18 protein-coding genes and 1 tRNA gene are annotated in these 16,054 nt (G+C 66.6%); 10 read left to right on the forward strand and 9 right to left on the reverse strand.

Annotated elements, in window-relative coordinates:
* The first annotated feature begins 287 nt into the window (after positions 1-287).
* The 3 genes from ACFP3H_RS08675 to ACFP3H_RS08685 all read left to right on the forward strand — a co-directional run bounded on the left by ACFP3H_RS08675 (position 288) and on the right by ACFP3H_RS08685 (position 2,491).
* On the forward strand, positions 288-830 hold the full coding sequence (locus ACFP3H_RS08675) for a PH domain-containing protein (RefSeq protein WP_378602172.1): 543 nt from the start codon (positions 288-290) through the stop codon (positions 828-830).
* Between the two features lie 250 nt (positions 831-1,080).
* A complete protein-coding gene (locus tag ACFP3H_RS08680; RefSeq protein WP_378602174.1) occupies positions 1,081-1,464 on the forward strand; it encodes a DUF1304 domain-containing protein in 384 nt (127 codons plus the stop codon).
* Positions 1,465-1,564: 100 nt separating this feature from the next.
* Positions 1,565-2,491, forward strand: coding sequence for a hypothetical protein (locus ACFP3H_RS08685; protein ID WP_378602177.1), 927 nt, complete (start codon positions 1,565-1,567; stop codon positions 2,489-2,491).
* Between the two features lie 223 nt (positions 2,492-2,714).
* Here ACFP3H_RS08685 and ACFP3H_RS08690 read toward each other — a convergent pair whose 3' ends face one another.
* Complete coding sequence (locus ACFP3H_RS08690) at positions 2,715-3,941, reverse strand: helix-turn-helix domain-containing protein (protein ID WP_378602180.1); 1,227 nt, start codon at positions 3,939-3,941, stop codon at positions 2,715-2,717.
* A 297-nt stretch (positions 3,942-4,238) separates the two neighbouring features.
* On the opposite strand from ACFP3H_RS08690, the gene ACFP3H_RS08695 reads away from it, so the two are divergent.
* From ACFP3H_RS08695 to ACFP3H_RS08705, 3 genes are all read left to right on the forward strand, one after another.
* A complete protein-coding gene (locus ACFP3H_RS08695) occupies positions 4,239-4,487 on the forward strand; it encodes a hypothetical protein (protein ID WP_378602183.1) in 249 nt (82 codons plus the stop codon).
* On the forward strand, positions 4,484-4,714 hold the full coding sequence (locus ACFP3H_RS08700) for a hypothetical protein (RefSeq protein ID WP_378602186.1): 231 nt from the start codon (positions 4,484-4,486) through the stop codon (positions 4,712-4,714). The genes ACFP3H_RS08695 and ACFP3H_RS08700 overlap by 4 nt, the downstream gene beginning before the upstream one ends.
* Before the next feature lie 454 nt (positions 4,715-5,168).
* Positions 5,169-5,630: a hypothetical protein gene (locus ACFP3H_RS08705; protein WP_378602189.1), complete on the forward strand. Its 462-nt coding sequence runs from the start codon at positions 5,169-5,171 to the stop codon at positions 5,628-5,630.
* A gap of 264 nt (positions 5,631-5,894) precedes the next feature.
* Here the strand turns inward: ACFP3H_RS08705 and ACFP3H_RS08710 are convergent.
* The 7 genes from ACFP3H_RS08710 to ACFP3H_RS08740 all read right to left on the reverse strand — a co-directional run bounded on the left by ACFP3H_RS08710 (position 5,895) and on the right by ACFP3H_RS08740 (position 12,459).
* Positions 5,895-5,967, reverse strand: a tRNA-Ala gene (locus ACFP3H_RS08710).
* Between the two features lie 180 nt (positions 5,968-6,147).
* Positions 6,148-6,888, reverse strand: coding sequence for a DsbA family protein (locus tag ACFP3H_RS08715; protein WP_378602192.1), 741 nt, complete (start codon positions 6,886-6,888; stop codon positions 6,148-6,150).
* A gap of 69 nt (positions 6,889-6,957) precedes the next feature.
* Positions 6,958-8,265, reverse strand: coding sequence for an MFS transporter (locus ACFP3H_RS08720; protein ID WP_378602195.1), 1,308 nt, complete (start codon positions 8,263-8,265; stop codon positions 6,958-6,960).
* Positions 8,262-9,899: a phosphoglucomutase (alpha-D-glucose-1,6-bisphosphate-dependent) gene (gene pgm, locus ACFP3H_RS08725; protein WP_378602198.1), complete on the reverse strand. Its 1,638-nt coding sequence runs from the start codon at positions 9,897-9,899 to the stop codon at positions 8,262-8,264. Before pgm ends, ACFP3H_RS08720 begins: the two co-directional genes overlap by 4 nt.
* A 47-nt stretch (positions 9,900-9,946) precedes the next feature.
* On the reverse strand, positions 9,947-10,309 hold the full coding sequence (crcB, locus tag ACFP3H_RS08730) for a fluoride efflux transporter CrcB (RefSeq protein WP_378602201.1): 363 nt from the start codon (positions 10,307-10,309) through the stop codon (positions 9,947-9,949).
* Between the two features lie 64 nt (positions 10,310-10,373).
* Entirely contained in the window at positions 10,374-10,793 is a 420-nt protein-coding gene (gene crcB / locus ACFP3H_RS08735; protein WP_378602204.1) for a fluoride efflux transporter CrcB, read from the reverse strand.
* Between the two features lie 172 nt (positions 10,794-10,965).
* Positions 10,966-12,459: an MFS transporter gene (locus ACFP3H_RS08740; RefSeq protein WP_378602207.1), complete on the reverse strand. Its 1,494-nt coding sequence runs from the start codon at positions 12,457-12,459 to the stop codon at positions 10,966-10,968.
* Positions 12,460-12,589: 130 nt separating this feature from the next.
* On the opposite strand from ACFP3H_RS08740, the gene ACFP3H_RS08745 reads away from it, so the two are divergent.
* The 4 genes from ACFP3H_RS08745 to ACFP3H_RS08760 all read left to right on the forward strand — a co-directional run bounded on the left by ACFP3H_RS08745 (position 12,590) and on the right by ACFP3H_RS08760 (position 15,570).
* A complete protein-coding gene (locus ACFP3H_RS08745) occupies positions 12,590-13,267 on the forward strand; it encodes a TetR/AcrR family transcriptional regulator (RefSeq protein WP_378602210.1) in 678 nt (225 codons plus the stop codon).
* Between the two features lie 55 nt (positions 13,268-13,322).
* On the forward strand, positions 13,323-14,621 hold the full coding sequence (locus tag ACFP3H_RS08750; protein WP_378602213.1) for a D-arabinono-1,4-lactone oxidase: 1,299 nt from the start codon (positions 13,323-13,325) through the stop codon (positions 14,619-14,621).
* Between the two features lie 86 nt (positions 14,622-14,707).
* Positions 14,708-15,121 carry an arsenate reductase ArsC gene (locus tag ACFP3H_RS08755; RefSeq protein WP_378602216.1) on the forward strand — a complete coding sequence of 138 codons (414 nt, stop codon included), beginning with the start codon at positions 14,708-14,710 and terminating at the stop codon, positions 15,119-15,121.
* Positions 15,122-15,171: 50 nt separating this feature from the next.
* On the forward strand, positions 15,172-15,570 hold the full coding sequence (locus tag ACFP3H_RS08760) for a VOC family protein (RefSeq protein ID WP_378602219.1): 399 nt from the start codon (positions 15,172-15,174) through the stop codon (positions 15,568-15,570).
* Here ACFP3H_RS08760 and ACFP3H_RS08765 read toward each other — a convergent pair.
* A complete protein-coding gene (locus ACFP3H_RS08765; RefSeq protein ID WP_378602222.1) occupies positions 15,546-16,034 on the reverse strand; it encodes an NUDIX hydrolase in 489 nt (162 codons plus the stop codon). The two genes, ACFP3H_RS08760 and ACFP3H_RS08765, sit on opposite strands and share 25 nt — an antisense overlap.
* Between the last annotated feature and the right edge of the window lie 20 nt (positions 16,035-16,054).

Here is a 16,054-nt window from a genome sequence, read left to right on the forward strand (position 1 = left end):
AGTTGCATGTCCAACACCGTCAGGCGCCCTGAACTGTGGCAGGCTACCTAGACCGAAAGCTCGCTACCATTGGACTCCCGCAGCTGCACGCCGTCCAGACGGTAGGGACTTTGTGAGACTGGCGAGCTGGGTATCGAAAAATACAGAACTGCAGCAACACACGTCAATGTATGCGATCGCCCAACCTATACAGTGAAAACTGCGACAGGTCGGGCCGCAAGACCGCAAACTCGGTACCGCACTGATATCAAGTCAAGCCGTAACGAACAGTCGAAGGGGTTGACCTAATGAATTATTTGCGGCCGGACATCGCCCAAGCGAAGTCGAAGATGTCATCCAAGCTCGGAGCAGGCAGGGAGCTCAAGAAGCTTGCCGGTTACCTTTGGGAAGCTGAAACTGTCGACCTCCTCGCGAGTGGCTGGTACGGCTCCGGTACCGGACTTGTCGCTTTGACCGATCGACGGCTGATTTTCATCAAAGACGGCATCATGAGCCAAACGTTGGAAGACTTCCCTCTGGAAAATATCTCGTCCGTACAGTGGTCAGCGGGAATGCTTTTCGGCACCATGACCGTGTTCACCTCCGGAAACAAGGCCGATATCAGCCAGATGCAGAAGCCCGATGGCAAAGCAATTGCCGACAAGATTCGCCAGTTGATCTCTGCGCCTACGGATCCCCCAACAGAACCAAGCCACCCTTCGACGCAATCTCCAAGCATCCCACCCACGCTCATCGCTGACGAACTGCGCAAGCTTGCCGAGCTACGTGAGTTAGGTGTACTGACCGATGATGAGTTCACCGCCCAAAAAGCAAAACTACTCGCCCAATAGAAGAACAAGATAACTTCGCAGAATGGTTACACGCGTTCCAACGTCGGCAGGCTGCTCAACAGCTCACCTTGATCATCCTTCCTGGGCCGGGATCAGTCGTCGTGTTGTTCGAAGTCCGGCTAGTTCGCTCACCGAAACCTTCGGCATCTCGATCAACTCCAGTCGTCGCCGCCTCTGAAGCCCCAGACCCCGCCGGGCACAATCACGATCAGCGCGCGGCGTTCGCCGAGCCACGTCGGAAGGCGGATCGATGACGGCAGTCGCGTTGGTGTTCGTCGGGATCGCTGTGCTGCTGCACGGCTACATCTTCGTCATGGAGTCACTGCAGTGGACCGCGCCGCGCACGCGGGCGACGTTCGGTATCAGTGCGCAGGAAGCCGAAGCTACTCGCGAAATGGCTTTCAATCAGGGCTTTTACAACTTATTCCTGGCCATTGTCGCGGCGGTAGGCATGGGCTTCACCGCCTTCGGTGATGCTGGGATCGGGCTGGCGCTGGTGTTGGCCGGCGCGAGTTCGATGGTGGCGGCGGGGCTGGTTCTGCTCGTCTCCTCACCGGACAAGGCACGTGCCGCCCTGATCCAACTGACCCCACCGCTGATCGGCTGCGTGGCGTTGGTGATCGCACGCCTCTAGGAAGGTCACGCTGCGATGCATCGGTCCTGCGGCCCAGCCACTACTGGGCGCATCACCGTGCAGGTCCCGTGCATCGAGGGCCACGTCCTAGAGTTGTCCCATGGCTCGTACGTACTTGGAGAAGACGATCAAGTTGTTGTTTGGCGGGGCACGCAGATGCGCGTTCCCAGGCTGCGACACAGCGCTAATCTTCGAGGACCGGGGCGCGTTTTCTGTCGTCGCCGAGATCGCGCACATCCGTTCGGAGAAGCGCAACGGGCCGCGATTCGATCCCACATATCCGCTAGAGGAGATCAATCTACCCGAGAATCTCTTGCTCCTCTGCGGAGTACACCATAAGCCGGTCGACGAACATGCTTCACGCTATCCAGTGCCAGAATTGCTGCGCTGGAAGGCTCGCCAAATATCCGACGGAACGATGCGAAATCTGTCTGAGCGACAGGTGGCGCAGATCTTCCAGCACTACGAGTTGAATGCACTCGGCCCCGAGGGATTTTACAAGACCTGCCAAGCCTTGGCGGTCCACGCCCTCGGGCCTGATACTGATGTCAGCCCCAGCATGTGGGGGCCCGGGCGATACAACGCGACACTCGATGGACGCGCTATCGGTTACCCCAGTGCCGAGGTGCCGTGGGATGGATTCATCGTCCTTGATACCATGTACTTCATCCACCCCGATCAGACGCGACGCGCGCTGCTCATGTTGCGGAAAAGGATAGATGACCGCTTCCGTCGTTGGTTTCAGAACGACGGAAGGTACAGGCGTCCCGAGTACGTCATCCTTGCCACCAACCTCTCATTTGCTTCGACATCCGATCAACGCAGACGAGAATTGGCCGAATTGCACTACATGCTCGAAGTAACCTCTGAACGGTTTGGGCTGAGGGATATCGCGATCTGGGACGAAGCTGTAATCGCCGATCTTCTCGAAACCTACGCAGAAGTTCGACATGCTGTCAGCACTCTGACTGCATCGAATGACCTGCTGAATAGCGTACTTGGGCGGACAACTACTGCTGGTACGTAGTTTACCGATCGTCAACCGTATCCGCCCTCAACTGCGACCTTGGTCCAAGGCCGGACCTGACCTCCTGTTTCTGAGGAGCCAAAGAGGACTCACCCCCGATCATCACAGTGTCAGCGTGAGGATCGGGGCGTACCGGTGCATTCAATGCCTACCAATACGTCCGGTTGAGTGCCGAGCCGGGCGGCGGTCTGCTTGTTGTCGAGCCATGCCGGTGACGGCACGGTCACGCCGTCACTCCCAACCGCCCGGCCAGTGCTCGCGATTCGCGCTCGGTGATCCGGCCCCCATGGGAGACGAGTTCGCCCACCAGTGACCGCGCCAACGGATGGCAGCGCATCGACTCCTCGCTGACGCTTGTCCCGGTTCGCAGCGCGCCGAGCGTGCCCAACCAATCCTGTTGTTGGGCATACGCTCTCGCCAGTTCGAGCCACAGCCGGGCGCGGCGGTCGACCGACGGGACCGCGTCGGGGTCGATGATGCTCGCCGCGTCCAGGGCGCCGCCGGACTTGCGGAGGTCGACCTGTACCGATACCGCCGATATTTCGGTGTTCGCGACGCCGAACAACGTCCACGGGTGCGCGGATCCGGCGGGCAGGGCGCGCGCCATGCCCATGGCCTGGTCGATCCCGCGTAGGGCGTCGCCTTCACGGCCGATGCGGGCGGCGGTGATCGCGCCGTGGAGCTGGCACGCTCCCCACAGAGCTTGTGCCGCTTGGTTTCCGTCCAGGTGGGAGTCCAGCAGTGCGACGGCGTCGGCAGCGAGTTGGTAGGCGTCGTCCTCACGGCCGGTCGAGCGCCACACGTTGCCCAGCACCCATGATGCAGCGGCCAGGGTCACCGGGTCGTCGGCTATCTCGGCGGCCGACATGCACCGGTCAGCGGCGAGCCACAGTAGCGGCGCGTCAGCGACCCACGCAAGGACCTGTTCGGACAGGGCGTAGGCGCCGGACAAGGCTGCCGCGGCGGCCCGGCAGTCGCGGCCGTCGAGGGTTCGCAGTGCGCGACGGCCGTCGCGGATGAGGTCAGGCAGCATCGCGCCGGCATCGGCACGGGGAGTCTCGGAGGTGTGCCACAACCTCCACGCGCGTTCGACCCGGGCGGCCAATTCGGTGGTGTCGATCGGCGACGGGGCCGGGGTGAGGTCGACCCCCTCGATGGCCGCACGGATCGCGGGCACCACGGGATGCCCGGCGCGGCGGGAGATGCCGACCAGCAGCTCGTGTCCGCCGGTGATCTCGGTCAGGTCCCGCACGCCAAGCGCTTGGCCGATCCGCAACAGCATCTCAAGACCGGGCGGGTGCTGGAGGCGCCCTTTCTCGACATCGCGTAACCAGTCCTCGGACCGGCCGACCAGGCCAGCGACGACCGCACGAGTACGGCCTGTGCGGGTGCGGATGGTCTGGATGCGTTCGCCGATAGCCTTCGCGGCGAGTTCGTCAGGGGTCGGCATAGCGGCCTGCCTTCTTCGCGGGGGTCGACCACTTCGCGGATGATCCCGGTCCGTCGACCGGGGTCGGTGTCCACCGCGAAGAGATTCTCCCAGGATAAGGCCGGTCGTGGTAGGCCACCAGATATTCAGGTAGGGGGAATCTCCCCACCGCGCAAGGTGGTTCGCAGTCACCGGCTCCGGCTATCTGCAGGGCGCATTGTTGGTCGCAGCCCGCCGCCGGGTGGCTCATCCTCCTCGGCGGGGGAGCATTCCAACCCTTTGGGAGAGAGGGCGCCAATGTGGGGACAGACGAGCAGCGTGCCGAAACAGCCGACGGTGTGGGACATCATCGCGCGCCTGGCGCAGGAGGCCGAACAACAGGGACAACCGTCACCAGTGCTCGATCACGTCGCGCCTGCCGTGCCGCTGACCGCACGTCAGGCGCACACGGTGATGCAGACGCACCGGGCCTGTGAGCGGTGGCAATGCGCGCGGAAGGCGGCGGCGTGGGACGTGCTCGTCGCAGTAGGCAAGGTTGTGCCGCGACCAAGGAACGGGGCGATGTGAGCGACGAGACCATGCCTCAGCTCGATACCTTGAACAAGCGGGCCGCACGCCGATCCATGGCGATTCGACGATCAACCGAACCGCCGTTCGGGTGGGAGTTGCACAGTCCGTTCCGAGTGGTGTGCCATGGGTCGCTGGACAACGTGGCCGACTGGTTGACCGCCGCCGAGCAGCGCGACGAACAGCCCCGGCCGATCCGGGCGATCGGAATTCGGGCCGACGGATGAGCGTCGTCGGCGAAAGGATTCGGCAGATACCAACCGCTGCTCGGCTCAGGTGTGTGGGCGTGTCGATGCATCTGGTCAATCCGGCAGCCGCCAACGACGCAGCGGCCAGTACGTGCCATGAAGCGGCCGTACTTTCCGGCCACGCTGTCACAGCGTCATAGGCCAATGATCGAGTGCCAGTTGTGAATTCGCGTTGCTCCGGCTGAGCACGATGCGGTCGAGGACCTCCGCGGAGCACTCGAACTCGATATTGCCGACCGTTCGCGACGCGTGTAGTGCACTGGCGCAACAGATTTGCTGCTATGTCGGGGGCTCGTGACACGATCTGTGGATGACAGGGACAAGGGCGCGGCGCGGTTGGTCGGCTGCGGTAATGGTGGTCGTCGCGGCATCGGCTTCGGGGTGCGCATCAGATGAGAATGGTTCTTCGGCAAACGAGCCGACAAGCCGGACCGTGAGCACTCCCACACAACCTCAACCGTGGACGACGGTCGCTGACGGCACATGGACGCAGAGCGGAGGCATCGCGATCGGTCAGCCGGTCCTGTCCCGATACAGCGACTATGCGATCACTGTCGTCGATCGCCCGGTGCTCACGACCGAGGATGACGGAAAGACCGTCACCATGTTCTCGTTGATCAAAGTTGAACGGCGCAGGGAGCTCGGTCAGTACACGTCGGCGGGCGAAGCACTAGAAAAATCTGACCACTTTATCTTCATTCCTGGGAACCGGAGCTACCCCCGGCACGACGAAGTGTACGGACTCGATGTTGCCGTCGAGTGCGGCGACCTGCCGCGCTTGGTCGGAGAAGCTGCGGACTGTGCCATCAGCTTCTCCGCTCCAGCCGATGAGATCCAGAACTCCTACTGGGAGATCAACGGCTCCGACGCGGCCGCGTGGCCGTCGCAGAGTTGATCAGGCTTTGACCGCGGGGACCTGACATGAGATCCGTGATTACGCAGCGTGAGCCACGTATTGGGTGCGCGGTCGGTTTCGTAGTCGGCAGGGCCGAGGCAGCCTCAGTGGTCTAGCGACGCAATACGCGGCGAGCCTTACACCGAGCCTTCCGGTCGGCTCAGATGGCACATACGCAGCAACTGCTCACAGAGGAATCGAGCGGGATTCCGGCTCAGGAAACAACAAAAGGTCCGGCTCGTAAGCCGGACCTTTTGTTAAAAGTGGAGCTAAGGGGACTCGAACCCCTGACCCCCACACTGCCAGTGTGGTGCGCTACCAGCTGCGCCATAGCCCCGTGTTCTTTTGTTTCAGCGGCTCTCGCTGCTGCCTGAATGAAGTTACACCATGGTTCTCGGCGACAACAAATCGGCTGGTAGGGGGCGTAAATGTGGGGTTGTCAGGGGGTGGTGGGGTGGGGGTGGGAGGGGTAAGGGGGTGACCGACGGAGCGGGGAGGTGGTGAACCTCACAGGGGGTCAGGGGGCCAGATTGGTGACCCAGTTTTCGTCTCGCCAGTCGATGGAGGTGGTGCCGTTGTAGAGGGAGGGGGTGGCGGATTTGCCGCCGGTGCGGGAGTCGAGGTCGGCCAGGTTTTTGGCGGCGGCGGATTTGGCGGCGTCCTGTTGGGTGCCGTTGGTGATGCAGGCGGCTACCGATTCGGGGGCGCCGGAATCGGTGGCGATGGTGGCCAGGGCGGGGTTGGAGAGGTCGGCGGCGCCTTCTTCGGGTTGTTTCTGGGTGAAGAGGGCTTCGTGGAACTTGCTGTAGGTGGGGCCTGAACCTGTTTGGGCCACACAGAGATTCGCGGCGATGGCGCGGGTGGAGTAGTCCTTGCTCTTGGACTGGGGGTCGAGGAAGGCGACCAGGTGGTAGTTGACGGCCAGTTTGCCCTCGTCGATTTTTTGGGCGAGTTCCTGGCCGTAGCTGGTTTCCATGACGCCGCAGGCGGGGCAGAGGGGGTCTTCGAAGATGTCGACGGTGGCGGGGGCGTCGGGGCGGCCCAGGCGGATGACGCCGTCGGGGGTGGTGGTGACCACGACGGCGGCCTCGCGGACGGGGCCGTAGCCGTCGTTGCGGACCGCGGGCGGGGGTTCGGCGCTCCACTTGTAGGCAGCGAACACGAGCAGTCCGATCAGGACTGCCGCCACCGCGGCCAGGGCGTAGGTGGTGTTGCTGGAAACGGGACGTGGATTGTGCTGGGAACCGGCGCTGCTCACCCGTCCACTCTGCCTCGAGGCGGCGGCGCGGCGCCGTCCGGGCGGGTCGAAACGGCGTTGACCAGCGGATCAGCGGTTGCGATCGGCCAGGCCGTCGCGGACGACGGGGACGCCGTCGGGGGTGCCGTCGCAGGAACACTGGGGGTCGATGCCGTCGCCGGCGTGGTCGGGGTGCTCGGGATCGTCGGGGTGGACGATGCGGGAGGGTTCGGGGGTGAACAGCCAGACCACCGCCGACAGGGCCAGGATCGCGCCGGTGACGGCCATGCCGACGCCGAACGAGGTGCGCTCGGCGAGCCGGCCGATGATGATCGGGCCGAGGACGGTGCCGAGGTCGGCGGCCATCTGGAACGCGGCCAGCACGGGGCCGCCGCGGGCGCGATTGCCGATCACGTCGGCCAGGGCGGCCTGTTGGACGGGGCTGAACATGCCCGAGCCGAGACCGGCGATGAACGAGGCGATGAGGAACCACGCCAGGTTCGGGGCGAAGCCGAGGGCGCCGGTGCCGAGGGCACAGATGACGGATCCGGCGATCAGGAACGGTTTTCGACCGAAGCGGTCCGAAAGTCTGCCGGACAGGAACAGCACGGCGGCGTTGCCCGCGGCGAACACGGTCAGGGCCACGCCCGCCATGCCGACGTCCTGGTGCAGGGTCTCCACCACGAGCAGGGGCACGAAGGCCATACGGACACCGAACACCGCGACGCCGCCGGCGAAGCTCGACAGCACCACGGCGCGGTAGGCGGGTTCGGCCCAGCCCTGGCGGAAGGTGAACTCGACGGGTTCGGCGCCCTTCGCGGGGGCGAGCACGGGTGACTCACGCAGGCCGAAGAACACGATCACGCACACGATGAGCAGCGCGGTCATGTAGATGACGAAGGGGGCGCGCAAGCCGAATCCGACCAGGGCGCTGCCGACCAGCGGGCCGAACAGCGACCCGATCAGAAAGCTCGACGAGTAGATCCCGGACACCCGACCGCGCGCGGCAGGCGGCGAGATGCGGATGATCAGCGCCATCGACGACACGGTGAACATGGTCGAGCCGATGCCGCCGAGCGAGCGCAACACCAGCAGTTGCCAGTACGTCTGTGCTAGCGCGCAGGCGCCGGTGGACAGGGCCACGATCGCGATGCCGGTGAGGTAGACGCGGCGTTCGCCGAGTTTCTGCACGAGCCGTCCGCTGGCGGGGGCGAACAGCAAGCGCATCAGCGCGAAGGCGCTCACGATCGCCGAGGCGGCCGCGATGCCGACGCCGAACTCGCGCGCGTACTGCGGCAGGATCGGGGCCACCAGGCCGAAACCGATGGCGATCACGAACGCGGCCGCGATCAGGACCCAGATCTCGCCGGGTAGTCGAACCTTGGCGGGTGCGCTCACCCGCCCAGCGCCTGGTTCACCATCTCCTCGGCGGCGGCCTGAACCTGGGTGAGATGCTCGGGGCCGAGGAAGGACTCGGCGTAGATCTTGTACTTGTCCTCGGTGCCCGAGGGGCGGGCGGCGAACCAGGCGTTCTCGGTGGTCACCTTCAGCCCGCCCAGCGCCGCGCCGTTGCCGCGGGCGGTGGTGAGGATGCCGGTGATCTCCTCGCCGGCGACCTCGGTGCCGGTGACGGCCTCGGGACTCAGGCGCGCGAGTTTCGCCTTCTGGTCACTGGTGGCGGCGGCGTCGATGCGCGCGTACGCGGGGCTGCCGTACTGGCGTTCGAGTTCGCCGTAGCGGGCCGAGGGGGTCTGGCCGGTGACGGCGGCGATCTCGGCGGCGAGCAGGGCCAGCAGGATGCCGTCCTTGTCGGTGGTCCACACGGTGCCGTCCATGCGAAGGAAGGACGCGCCCGCGCTCTCCTCACCGCCGAAAGCCAAACTGCCGCTGAACAATCCGGGCACGAACCACTTGAAGCCGACCGGCACCTCATAGACGTCGCGGCCGAGCACGCCGACGACCCGGTCGACCATCGAGGAGGTGACCACGGTCTTGCCGATCTTGGTGAGCGCGTCCCACCACATGCGGTTGGCGACCAGGTATTCGATCGCCACGGCCAGGAAGTGGTTGGGGTTCATCAGGCCGCCGTCGGGGGTGACGATGCCGTGGCGGTCGGCGTCGGCGTCGTTGCCGGTGGAGATGTCGTAGTCGTCCTTGATGCCGACCAGGGCGGCCATGGCGTGACGCGAGGACGGGTCCATGCGGATCTGGCCGTCGCTGTCGAGGGTCATGAAACGCCAGGTGGGGTCGACGAACGGGTTGACCACCTCGAGTTCGAGATCGAAGCGCTGGCCGATCTCCTCCCAGTAGTCCACGCTCGCCCCGCCCATCGGGTCGGCGCCCATGCGGATGCCGGCGCCGCGGATGGCGTCGAGGTTCAGCGCGTTGGGCAGGTCGGCGACGTACTTGTCGAGGTAGTCGTAGCGCTGCACGTGGGTGCGCAGGGCCTGGTCGAGCGAGACGCGTTTGACCCCGGCGAGGCCGCCGCGCAGCAGCTCGTTGGCGCGCGCGGCGATGGCGTCGGTGGCCTTGGTGTCGGCGGGGCCGCCGTGCGGGGGGTTGTATTTGAAGCCGCCGTCGCGGGGCGGGTTGTGCGAGGGGGTGACGACGATGCCGTCGGCCTGGTGCTTGGTGCCGCCCCGATTGTGGTTCAGGACAGCGTGACTCAGGGCGGGCGTGGGGGTGTAGCGGCCGCGCGCGTCGATCACGGCCGTGACGTCGTTGCCCGCCAGGACCTCGAGCGCGGTGGTCCACGCGGGTTCGGACAGGGCGTGGGTGTCGCGCGCGAGGTAGACCGGGCCGGTGATGCCGCGGGTGGCGCGGTATTCGACGATGGCCTGGGTGATCGCCATGATGTGGGCCTCGTTGAACGCGCCGTCCTCGCTGGCCCCGCGATGCCCCGAGGTGCCGAACACCACCTGCTGGCTCGGCTCGGCCGGATCCGGCACGAGGCTGTAGTACGCGGTGACCAGGTGGGCGATGTCCACCAGGTCGGTCGGGCGGGCGGGCCGTCCGGCGCGATCGTGGGCCATGGTGGGTGTTCCCTTCCGTGTCGGCTGCGCGCGGCTGGTCATGAGGATCATGCGCACAACCACTGGGTCAGGGACGCGGCGGCGTACACCGCGGCCAGGCTCGCCGCGACGCTGATCACGACATTGCCCACGGCGTACACGTAGGCGCCCTCGGTTACCAGACGGACCGTCTCGTACCCGAACGTGCTGAACGTGGTCAGCGCACCACAGAAGCCCGTTGCCGCGAATGCCAGCAGCGCACTGCCCGCACTCGCGCCGATCAAACCCCCGAGCAACGCCGAACCGACAATGTTAACGGTAAGCGTGCCCCATGGCAGCCCAGTCGGAAACCGGGCCGACATCCAGCGATCGATGAGGTATCGGGCCGGGGCGCCGAGCATCCCACCCGCGCAGACCAGGACCGCCGTCATCGCGGACCTCCCGGTGTGGGGGTCGCTGTCTCGACCGTGCGCGGGCGCCCTCGTGTCGTGGAAGTCACGCGAACCCCCGTGCCCGCGCGGCCCATCGGGTCATGCCGATCGCGACCGCGACAGCGCCGAGTCCGGCGAGTACCGACAGCGCGGCGTAGGACAGGGCGGTGAGGGCCGCGCCGTGGTCGAGGAGGCGTTGGGTCTCGAGGCTGTAGGTGGAGAAGGTCGTGAAACCGCCCAGCACACCGATTCCCAGGAAGGGGCGCACGAGTTTGGGCGCGGCCAACAGCTCGGTGACCACGACCATCAGGACGCCGATCGCGAAGCAGCCCACCACGTTCACCACGAAGGTGGACCAGGGGAATCGGCCGACGGGCACCGGCCAGAAGTGGCTGATCGTGTACCGGGCGGTGGCGCCGAGACCGCCGCCGACCGAGACCGCCGCGAGCACGGACCCGTCGAGGGTCGGGGGTCGCGATGCCATGCGCCCTCCCGTGTAGCCGATCCGAGTTGATGGTCGTCGCTGATGGTATCGAGACCCACCGACACAACGGGCAGCGGTGCGGTCGACGGCAAACTCTCAGCGTCCCGACCGGCCGATGACGATGGCCCGAACCGTATATCGGTCCGGGCCATCGTGTCGACGGGATTGTGGATCAGTGCGCCAGCACCGGCTCACCTTCGGCCGGGGCGGGCACCGTGTTCGGCATCAGCACGCCGATCACCAGGGCGCCTGCCACGAAAATCGCGCTCGCCCACCAGAAGCTGGTGGTGTAGCTCTCGATCGCGCCCTGGGCCGCGGTGAGCGGACCCGGCTCGTGCGACGACACGTACCCGGTCATCGCCGAGGCGGCGATGGTGCTCAGCAGCGCGGTGCCGATGGAACCGCCGACCTGCTGGCTGGTGTTGACCATCGCCGAGGCGACGCCGGCGTCCTCGTGCCGCACACCGGCGGTCGCGCCCTGGAAGGCCACCGACATCGCGCCACCGAGACCGAGACCCAGCAGCAACAGCGCGGGCAGGATGTGGGTCACGTAGCTGGTGTCGAGGCCGATCTGGGTGAGCCAGACCATGCCGGCCGCGGCGATCAGGAAGCCACCGCTGATGACGACCTTGGGGCCGACGCGGGGCAGCAGCAACGAGGGCGCGGTGGTCGAGGAGGCGACCATGCCCGCCACCATCGGCAGGAAGGCCAGACCGGTCACGATCGGCGTGTACTGCAGGGTCAGCTGCATGTAGAAGGTGAGGAACAGGAAGATCGCGAACATGCCGACGCCCATGACGAACACGGTCAGGTACGAACCGCCGCGGGTGCGGTCGGCCACGATGCGCAGCGGCAACAGCGGGTGCGCGACCTTGGTCTCGATCCAGCCGAACACCGCGAGCAGCGCGACGCCGCCGAGCAGGAAGGCCAGGGTGACCGGGTCGCTCCAGCCGTGGGATTCGGCGTGGGAGAAGCCGTAGACGATGCCGAACAGCGCGGCGGTGACGGTGACGGTGCCGTACCAGTCGAGCTTGGGGCGGGTGGTGGCGGTGTGCTTGGCCAGCAACAGCATCGCGCCGACGAGGGCGACGGCGGCGAAGATCAGGTTCACATACATCGCCCAGCGCCACGACGCCCATTCGGTGAGCACGCCGCCGAGCAGCAGGCCGATCGCGCCACCGGTACCGGCCACGGCGCCGAAGATGCCGAAGGCCTTGGACCGCTCACCGGGTTCGGTGAAGGTGACCGTGAGCAGCGACAGGGCGGCGGGGGCGAGCAGCGCGCCGAACACGCCCTGGCCGACGCGGGCCGCGACGAGCATTTCGAAGCTGGTGGCCGCGCCGCCGATGGCCGAGGCCACCGCGAAGCCGATCAGGCCGACGATGAAGGTGTTGCGGCGGCCGAACAGGTCGCTCAGGCGGCCGCCGAGCAGCAGCAGGCTGCCGAAGGCCAGGGCGTAGCCGGTGATGACCCACTGCCGGTCACCGTCGCCGAAGCCGAGGTCGGCCTGGGCCGCGGGCAGGGCGATGTTCACGATCGTCGCATCGAGCACGACCATCAGCTGGGCGATGCCGAGCACGGCCAGCACCCACCAGCGCAGGGCGTGCGAGCCGCGGCGGCCGGTGGCCGCGGGGCTCTTGGGCCCGGTGTCGAGTGTGGTGGTCATAACTTCCCCTTGCGAGTGTGCGGGTGGTTTCGGGTGGCATAATCGGAGATACCGCCTCCGCTTTGTTCAAGCTATCAGAGTAACGGAGAAACCACCTCCACTTAATCCCCCCGATTGGTAGGATGTACCTGTGAATCACGCCACGACGACCGCCACACCACCCCGCCGACTGCGCGCTGACGCCGCTCGCAATCAGCAGCGCATCGTCGCGGCCGCTCGCGAGCTCTTCGCCGATCACGGCCTCGAGATCACCCTCGACGATGTGGCCGAGCGCGCGGGCGTCGGCGTGGGCACCGTGTACCGGCGCTTCGCGAACAAGAAAGAACTCATCGCCGAGGTCTTCGACCAGCACGTGAAGGACTTCGCCGACGCGGCCGACGCGGCGATGGAGAACCCGGACCCCTGGCTCGCGCTGGTCGAATTCTTCGAGAGCGCGTGCAAACACCTGGCGACCAATCGCGGTTTCGGCGAGGTGATGCTCGAACTGGAGGAGGATCCGGCCCGGTTCGCCGAACTGCGCGACCGGATCCACCCCTCCGTAGCCGGGCTGATCGACCGCGCGCGCGAGGCCGGTGCGGTGCACGCCGATATCGCGACCTCGGACTTCTTCGCGCTGATCCACATGGTCAACTCGCTGGCCGAGTTCGCCGGGCCGGTGAATTCCGATGTGTGGCAGCGGTATATGGCCATCACGCTCAACGGCGTGCGCACCGACGCGGTGCCGCGCAGGCCGCTGCTGGTGCCGCCGATGACCGACGAGGAAGTCGAGCGGGCCAAGGCCGTGTCGTGCCTGGGCCGTCGTCGCTGAGCCGCGCCGCCCGCGCAGTAGCGCTTGTCACATCCGATCCACTAATGTTGGTCATATGACCAAGAGCACCTGGGTGAACTGGGCAGGCGAACAGCGCTGCACACCCGCCGTCGTCGTCGCGCCGCGCGCGGTGGAGGAACTGGCCGCGATCGTCGCGGAATCGGCCGACGCGGGCCGCACCGTGCGCGTGGCCGGATCGGGACACTCGTTCACCGACGCCGTGCTCACCGACGGCACGCTCATCGACCTGTCCGGGCTGAACAAGGTGCTCGACGTCGACGCGAGCAAGGGCCAGGTCCGGGTGGAAGCCGGGATCTCGCTGCACGCCGCCAGCCCCCTGCTGCACGATCACGGGCTGGCCTTCCCCAACCTCGGCGACATCGACACCCAGAGCCTGGCGGGCGCCACGGCCACCGCCACCCACGGCACCGGCTCGCGCCTGCCCAATATCTCCGCCGCGCTGCACTCGGTGGAGGTGCTGCGCGCCGACGGCACCCGGGTCGAGCTCAACGAGCAGACCGACCCCGAGGGCTGGAAGGCCGCGCGGGTGAGCATCGGGGCGCTCGGGATCGTCACCGCGGCCACCGTGCAGCTCGAACCCGCGTTCGTGCTCGAGTGCGTCGAGCAGCCGGTACCGGTCGCCGACATCCTCGCCGATATCGACGAATTCGCCGACGGCAGTGACCATTTCGAGTTCTTCGCCTTCGCCCACAGTGCCACCGCGATGACCAAGTCGATCAACCGCACGCAAGAACCCGAACAGCCGCGCGGCAAGGTGACCGAGTGGTTCAACGACATCCTGATCGCCAACCACCTCTATGACGGCATGTGCAAGCTGGGTCGTCGAATTCCCGCCGCCATCCCCATGATTCACCGTGCGGCCACCATGGCGGGCAGCAACAACCGCCAGATCGACCGGTCCTACCGGGTGTTCTCCACACCGCGACTGGTGCGGTTCAACGAGATGGAATACGCCATCCCGCGCGCGCACGCCGCCGACGCGATTCGCGAGATCCTGGAACTGAGCAAGCGATTCGGCACGCCGATGCCGATCGAGGTGCGCTGGGTCGCCCCCGACGACGCCTTCCTGTCCCCCGCAGGCGGTCGCGAGACCTGCTACATCGCGGTGCACCAGTATCAGGGCATGGTGTGGGAGCCGTACTTCCGCGCGTGCGAGGCCGTGTTCGATTCCTATGCGGGCAGGCCACATTGGGGCAAGCGGCACTTCCAGACCGCCGAGACGCTGCGCCCGCGCTACCCCGACTGGGACCGATTCACCGAGGTCCGACGGCGTTTCGACCCCACCGGGGTGTTCGCCAACGACTACGTCACGCGGGTGCTCGGCGCGCTGTAGCGGGGACGACACCGCGTCCGGATGGAATGATGTGGGTGATACCCGAAGCGCCACAAGCACTTCGACCCTGCGCCGAAAGGGCGACCATGGCCCACACTCCCCGCGTGTTGTTCGTCTGCGTCCACAACGCCGGCCGATCACAGATGGCGGCGGGACTACTCCGGGCAATGGCCGGTGACCGGATCGAGGCGCGGACCGCGGGCAGCGAACCGGCCGACGCGCTCAATCCGGTCGCGGTGGCGGCCATGGCCGAGATCGGGATCGACATCTCCGGGGCCAGGCCCGTCGCGCTCACCGACGACGCGGTCGGGCTCGCCGACGTGGTCGTGACCATGGGATGCGGCGAGGTGTGCCCGTATTTTCCGGGGATCAGCTATCGCGACTGGGTGCTCTCGGATCCGGCGGGGCAGCCGATCGAGGTGGTGCGCGGGATTCGCGAGCACCTGCGGATCCTGATCGGCAACCTCATCGCCGAATTGGTGCCGGTGCCGACGCGGTAGCGTCCGATTCGTTCAAGACCCGGTCGGGTTCGGGTGCCTACGCTGCGAGGATGACTCCACAGCTCGATGTCGTCTCCGTGATCGTTTCCGATATGGCCGCCTCGCTGGCCTTCTACCGCCGCCTCGGGTTGGTGTTTCCCGCCGGCGCCGAGACCGAGGGGCACGCCGAAGCGGTCCTGGCCGGTGGGCTGCGCCTGGCCCTGGACACCGAGGCCACGATCGCCTCGTTCACGCCCGGCTGGCAGCCCCCAGCCGGACCGGGTCGCAGCAGTCTCGCCTTTCGCTGCGCCGATCCGGCGGAGGTCGACCAGCTCTACGCTGAGCTCGTCGACGCGGGCCACCACGGCGAACTGGCGCCGTGGGACGCCTTCTGGGGCCAGCGCTACGCCTGCCTGGCCGACCCCGACGGGCACGGCATCGACCTCTACGCGCCGCTACCGGGGGTGTAGGCCGACCAGTCGTGCGGGGCGCGCTGGAGCTGCTGATAGCGGCCGAGGATCTCGCGGACCTCGTCGCTGACCGGCGGTTCTCCGGTGAGCCTGGTCCACAGGTGCGCGTCGTGGTCGGTCAGGGTGACCGGGCCGGTGGCGGCCACATCGACGACGAAGGTGTACTGCCTGGTCAGCGCGCCCGTGCCGGTCAGGTAGTCGAAATCGCCGAGGTAGTCGGTGACGCCGGTGACCTCCAGGCCGGTTTCCTGGGCGACCGCGCGCACCAGCGCGTCGTCGAGGGCCTCCCCCGGCTCGACGACGCCGCAGGGCAACTCCCAGCGGCCGGGCAGTGCATCCGATCGTCGACGGCGCAGGATGAGCACGCGCTGGTGGCGGACGACGATGGCGCCGACGACAAGCCGACGGATTTCCTCTCGTTCGGCTTCGATTCGGAGCGTGGAATACACGGATTCGTCGATCATCGGTTCACATCCTCTCGTCG

This window comes from Nocardia lasii, assembly GCF_042658545.1.
GTDB lineage: Bacteria > Actinomycetota > Actinomycetes > Mycobacteriales > Mycobacteriaceae > Nocardia > Nocardia lasii.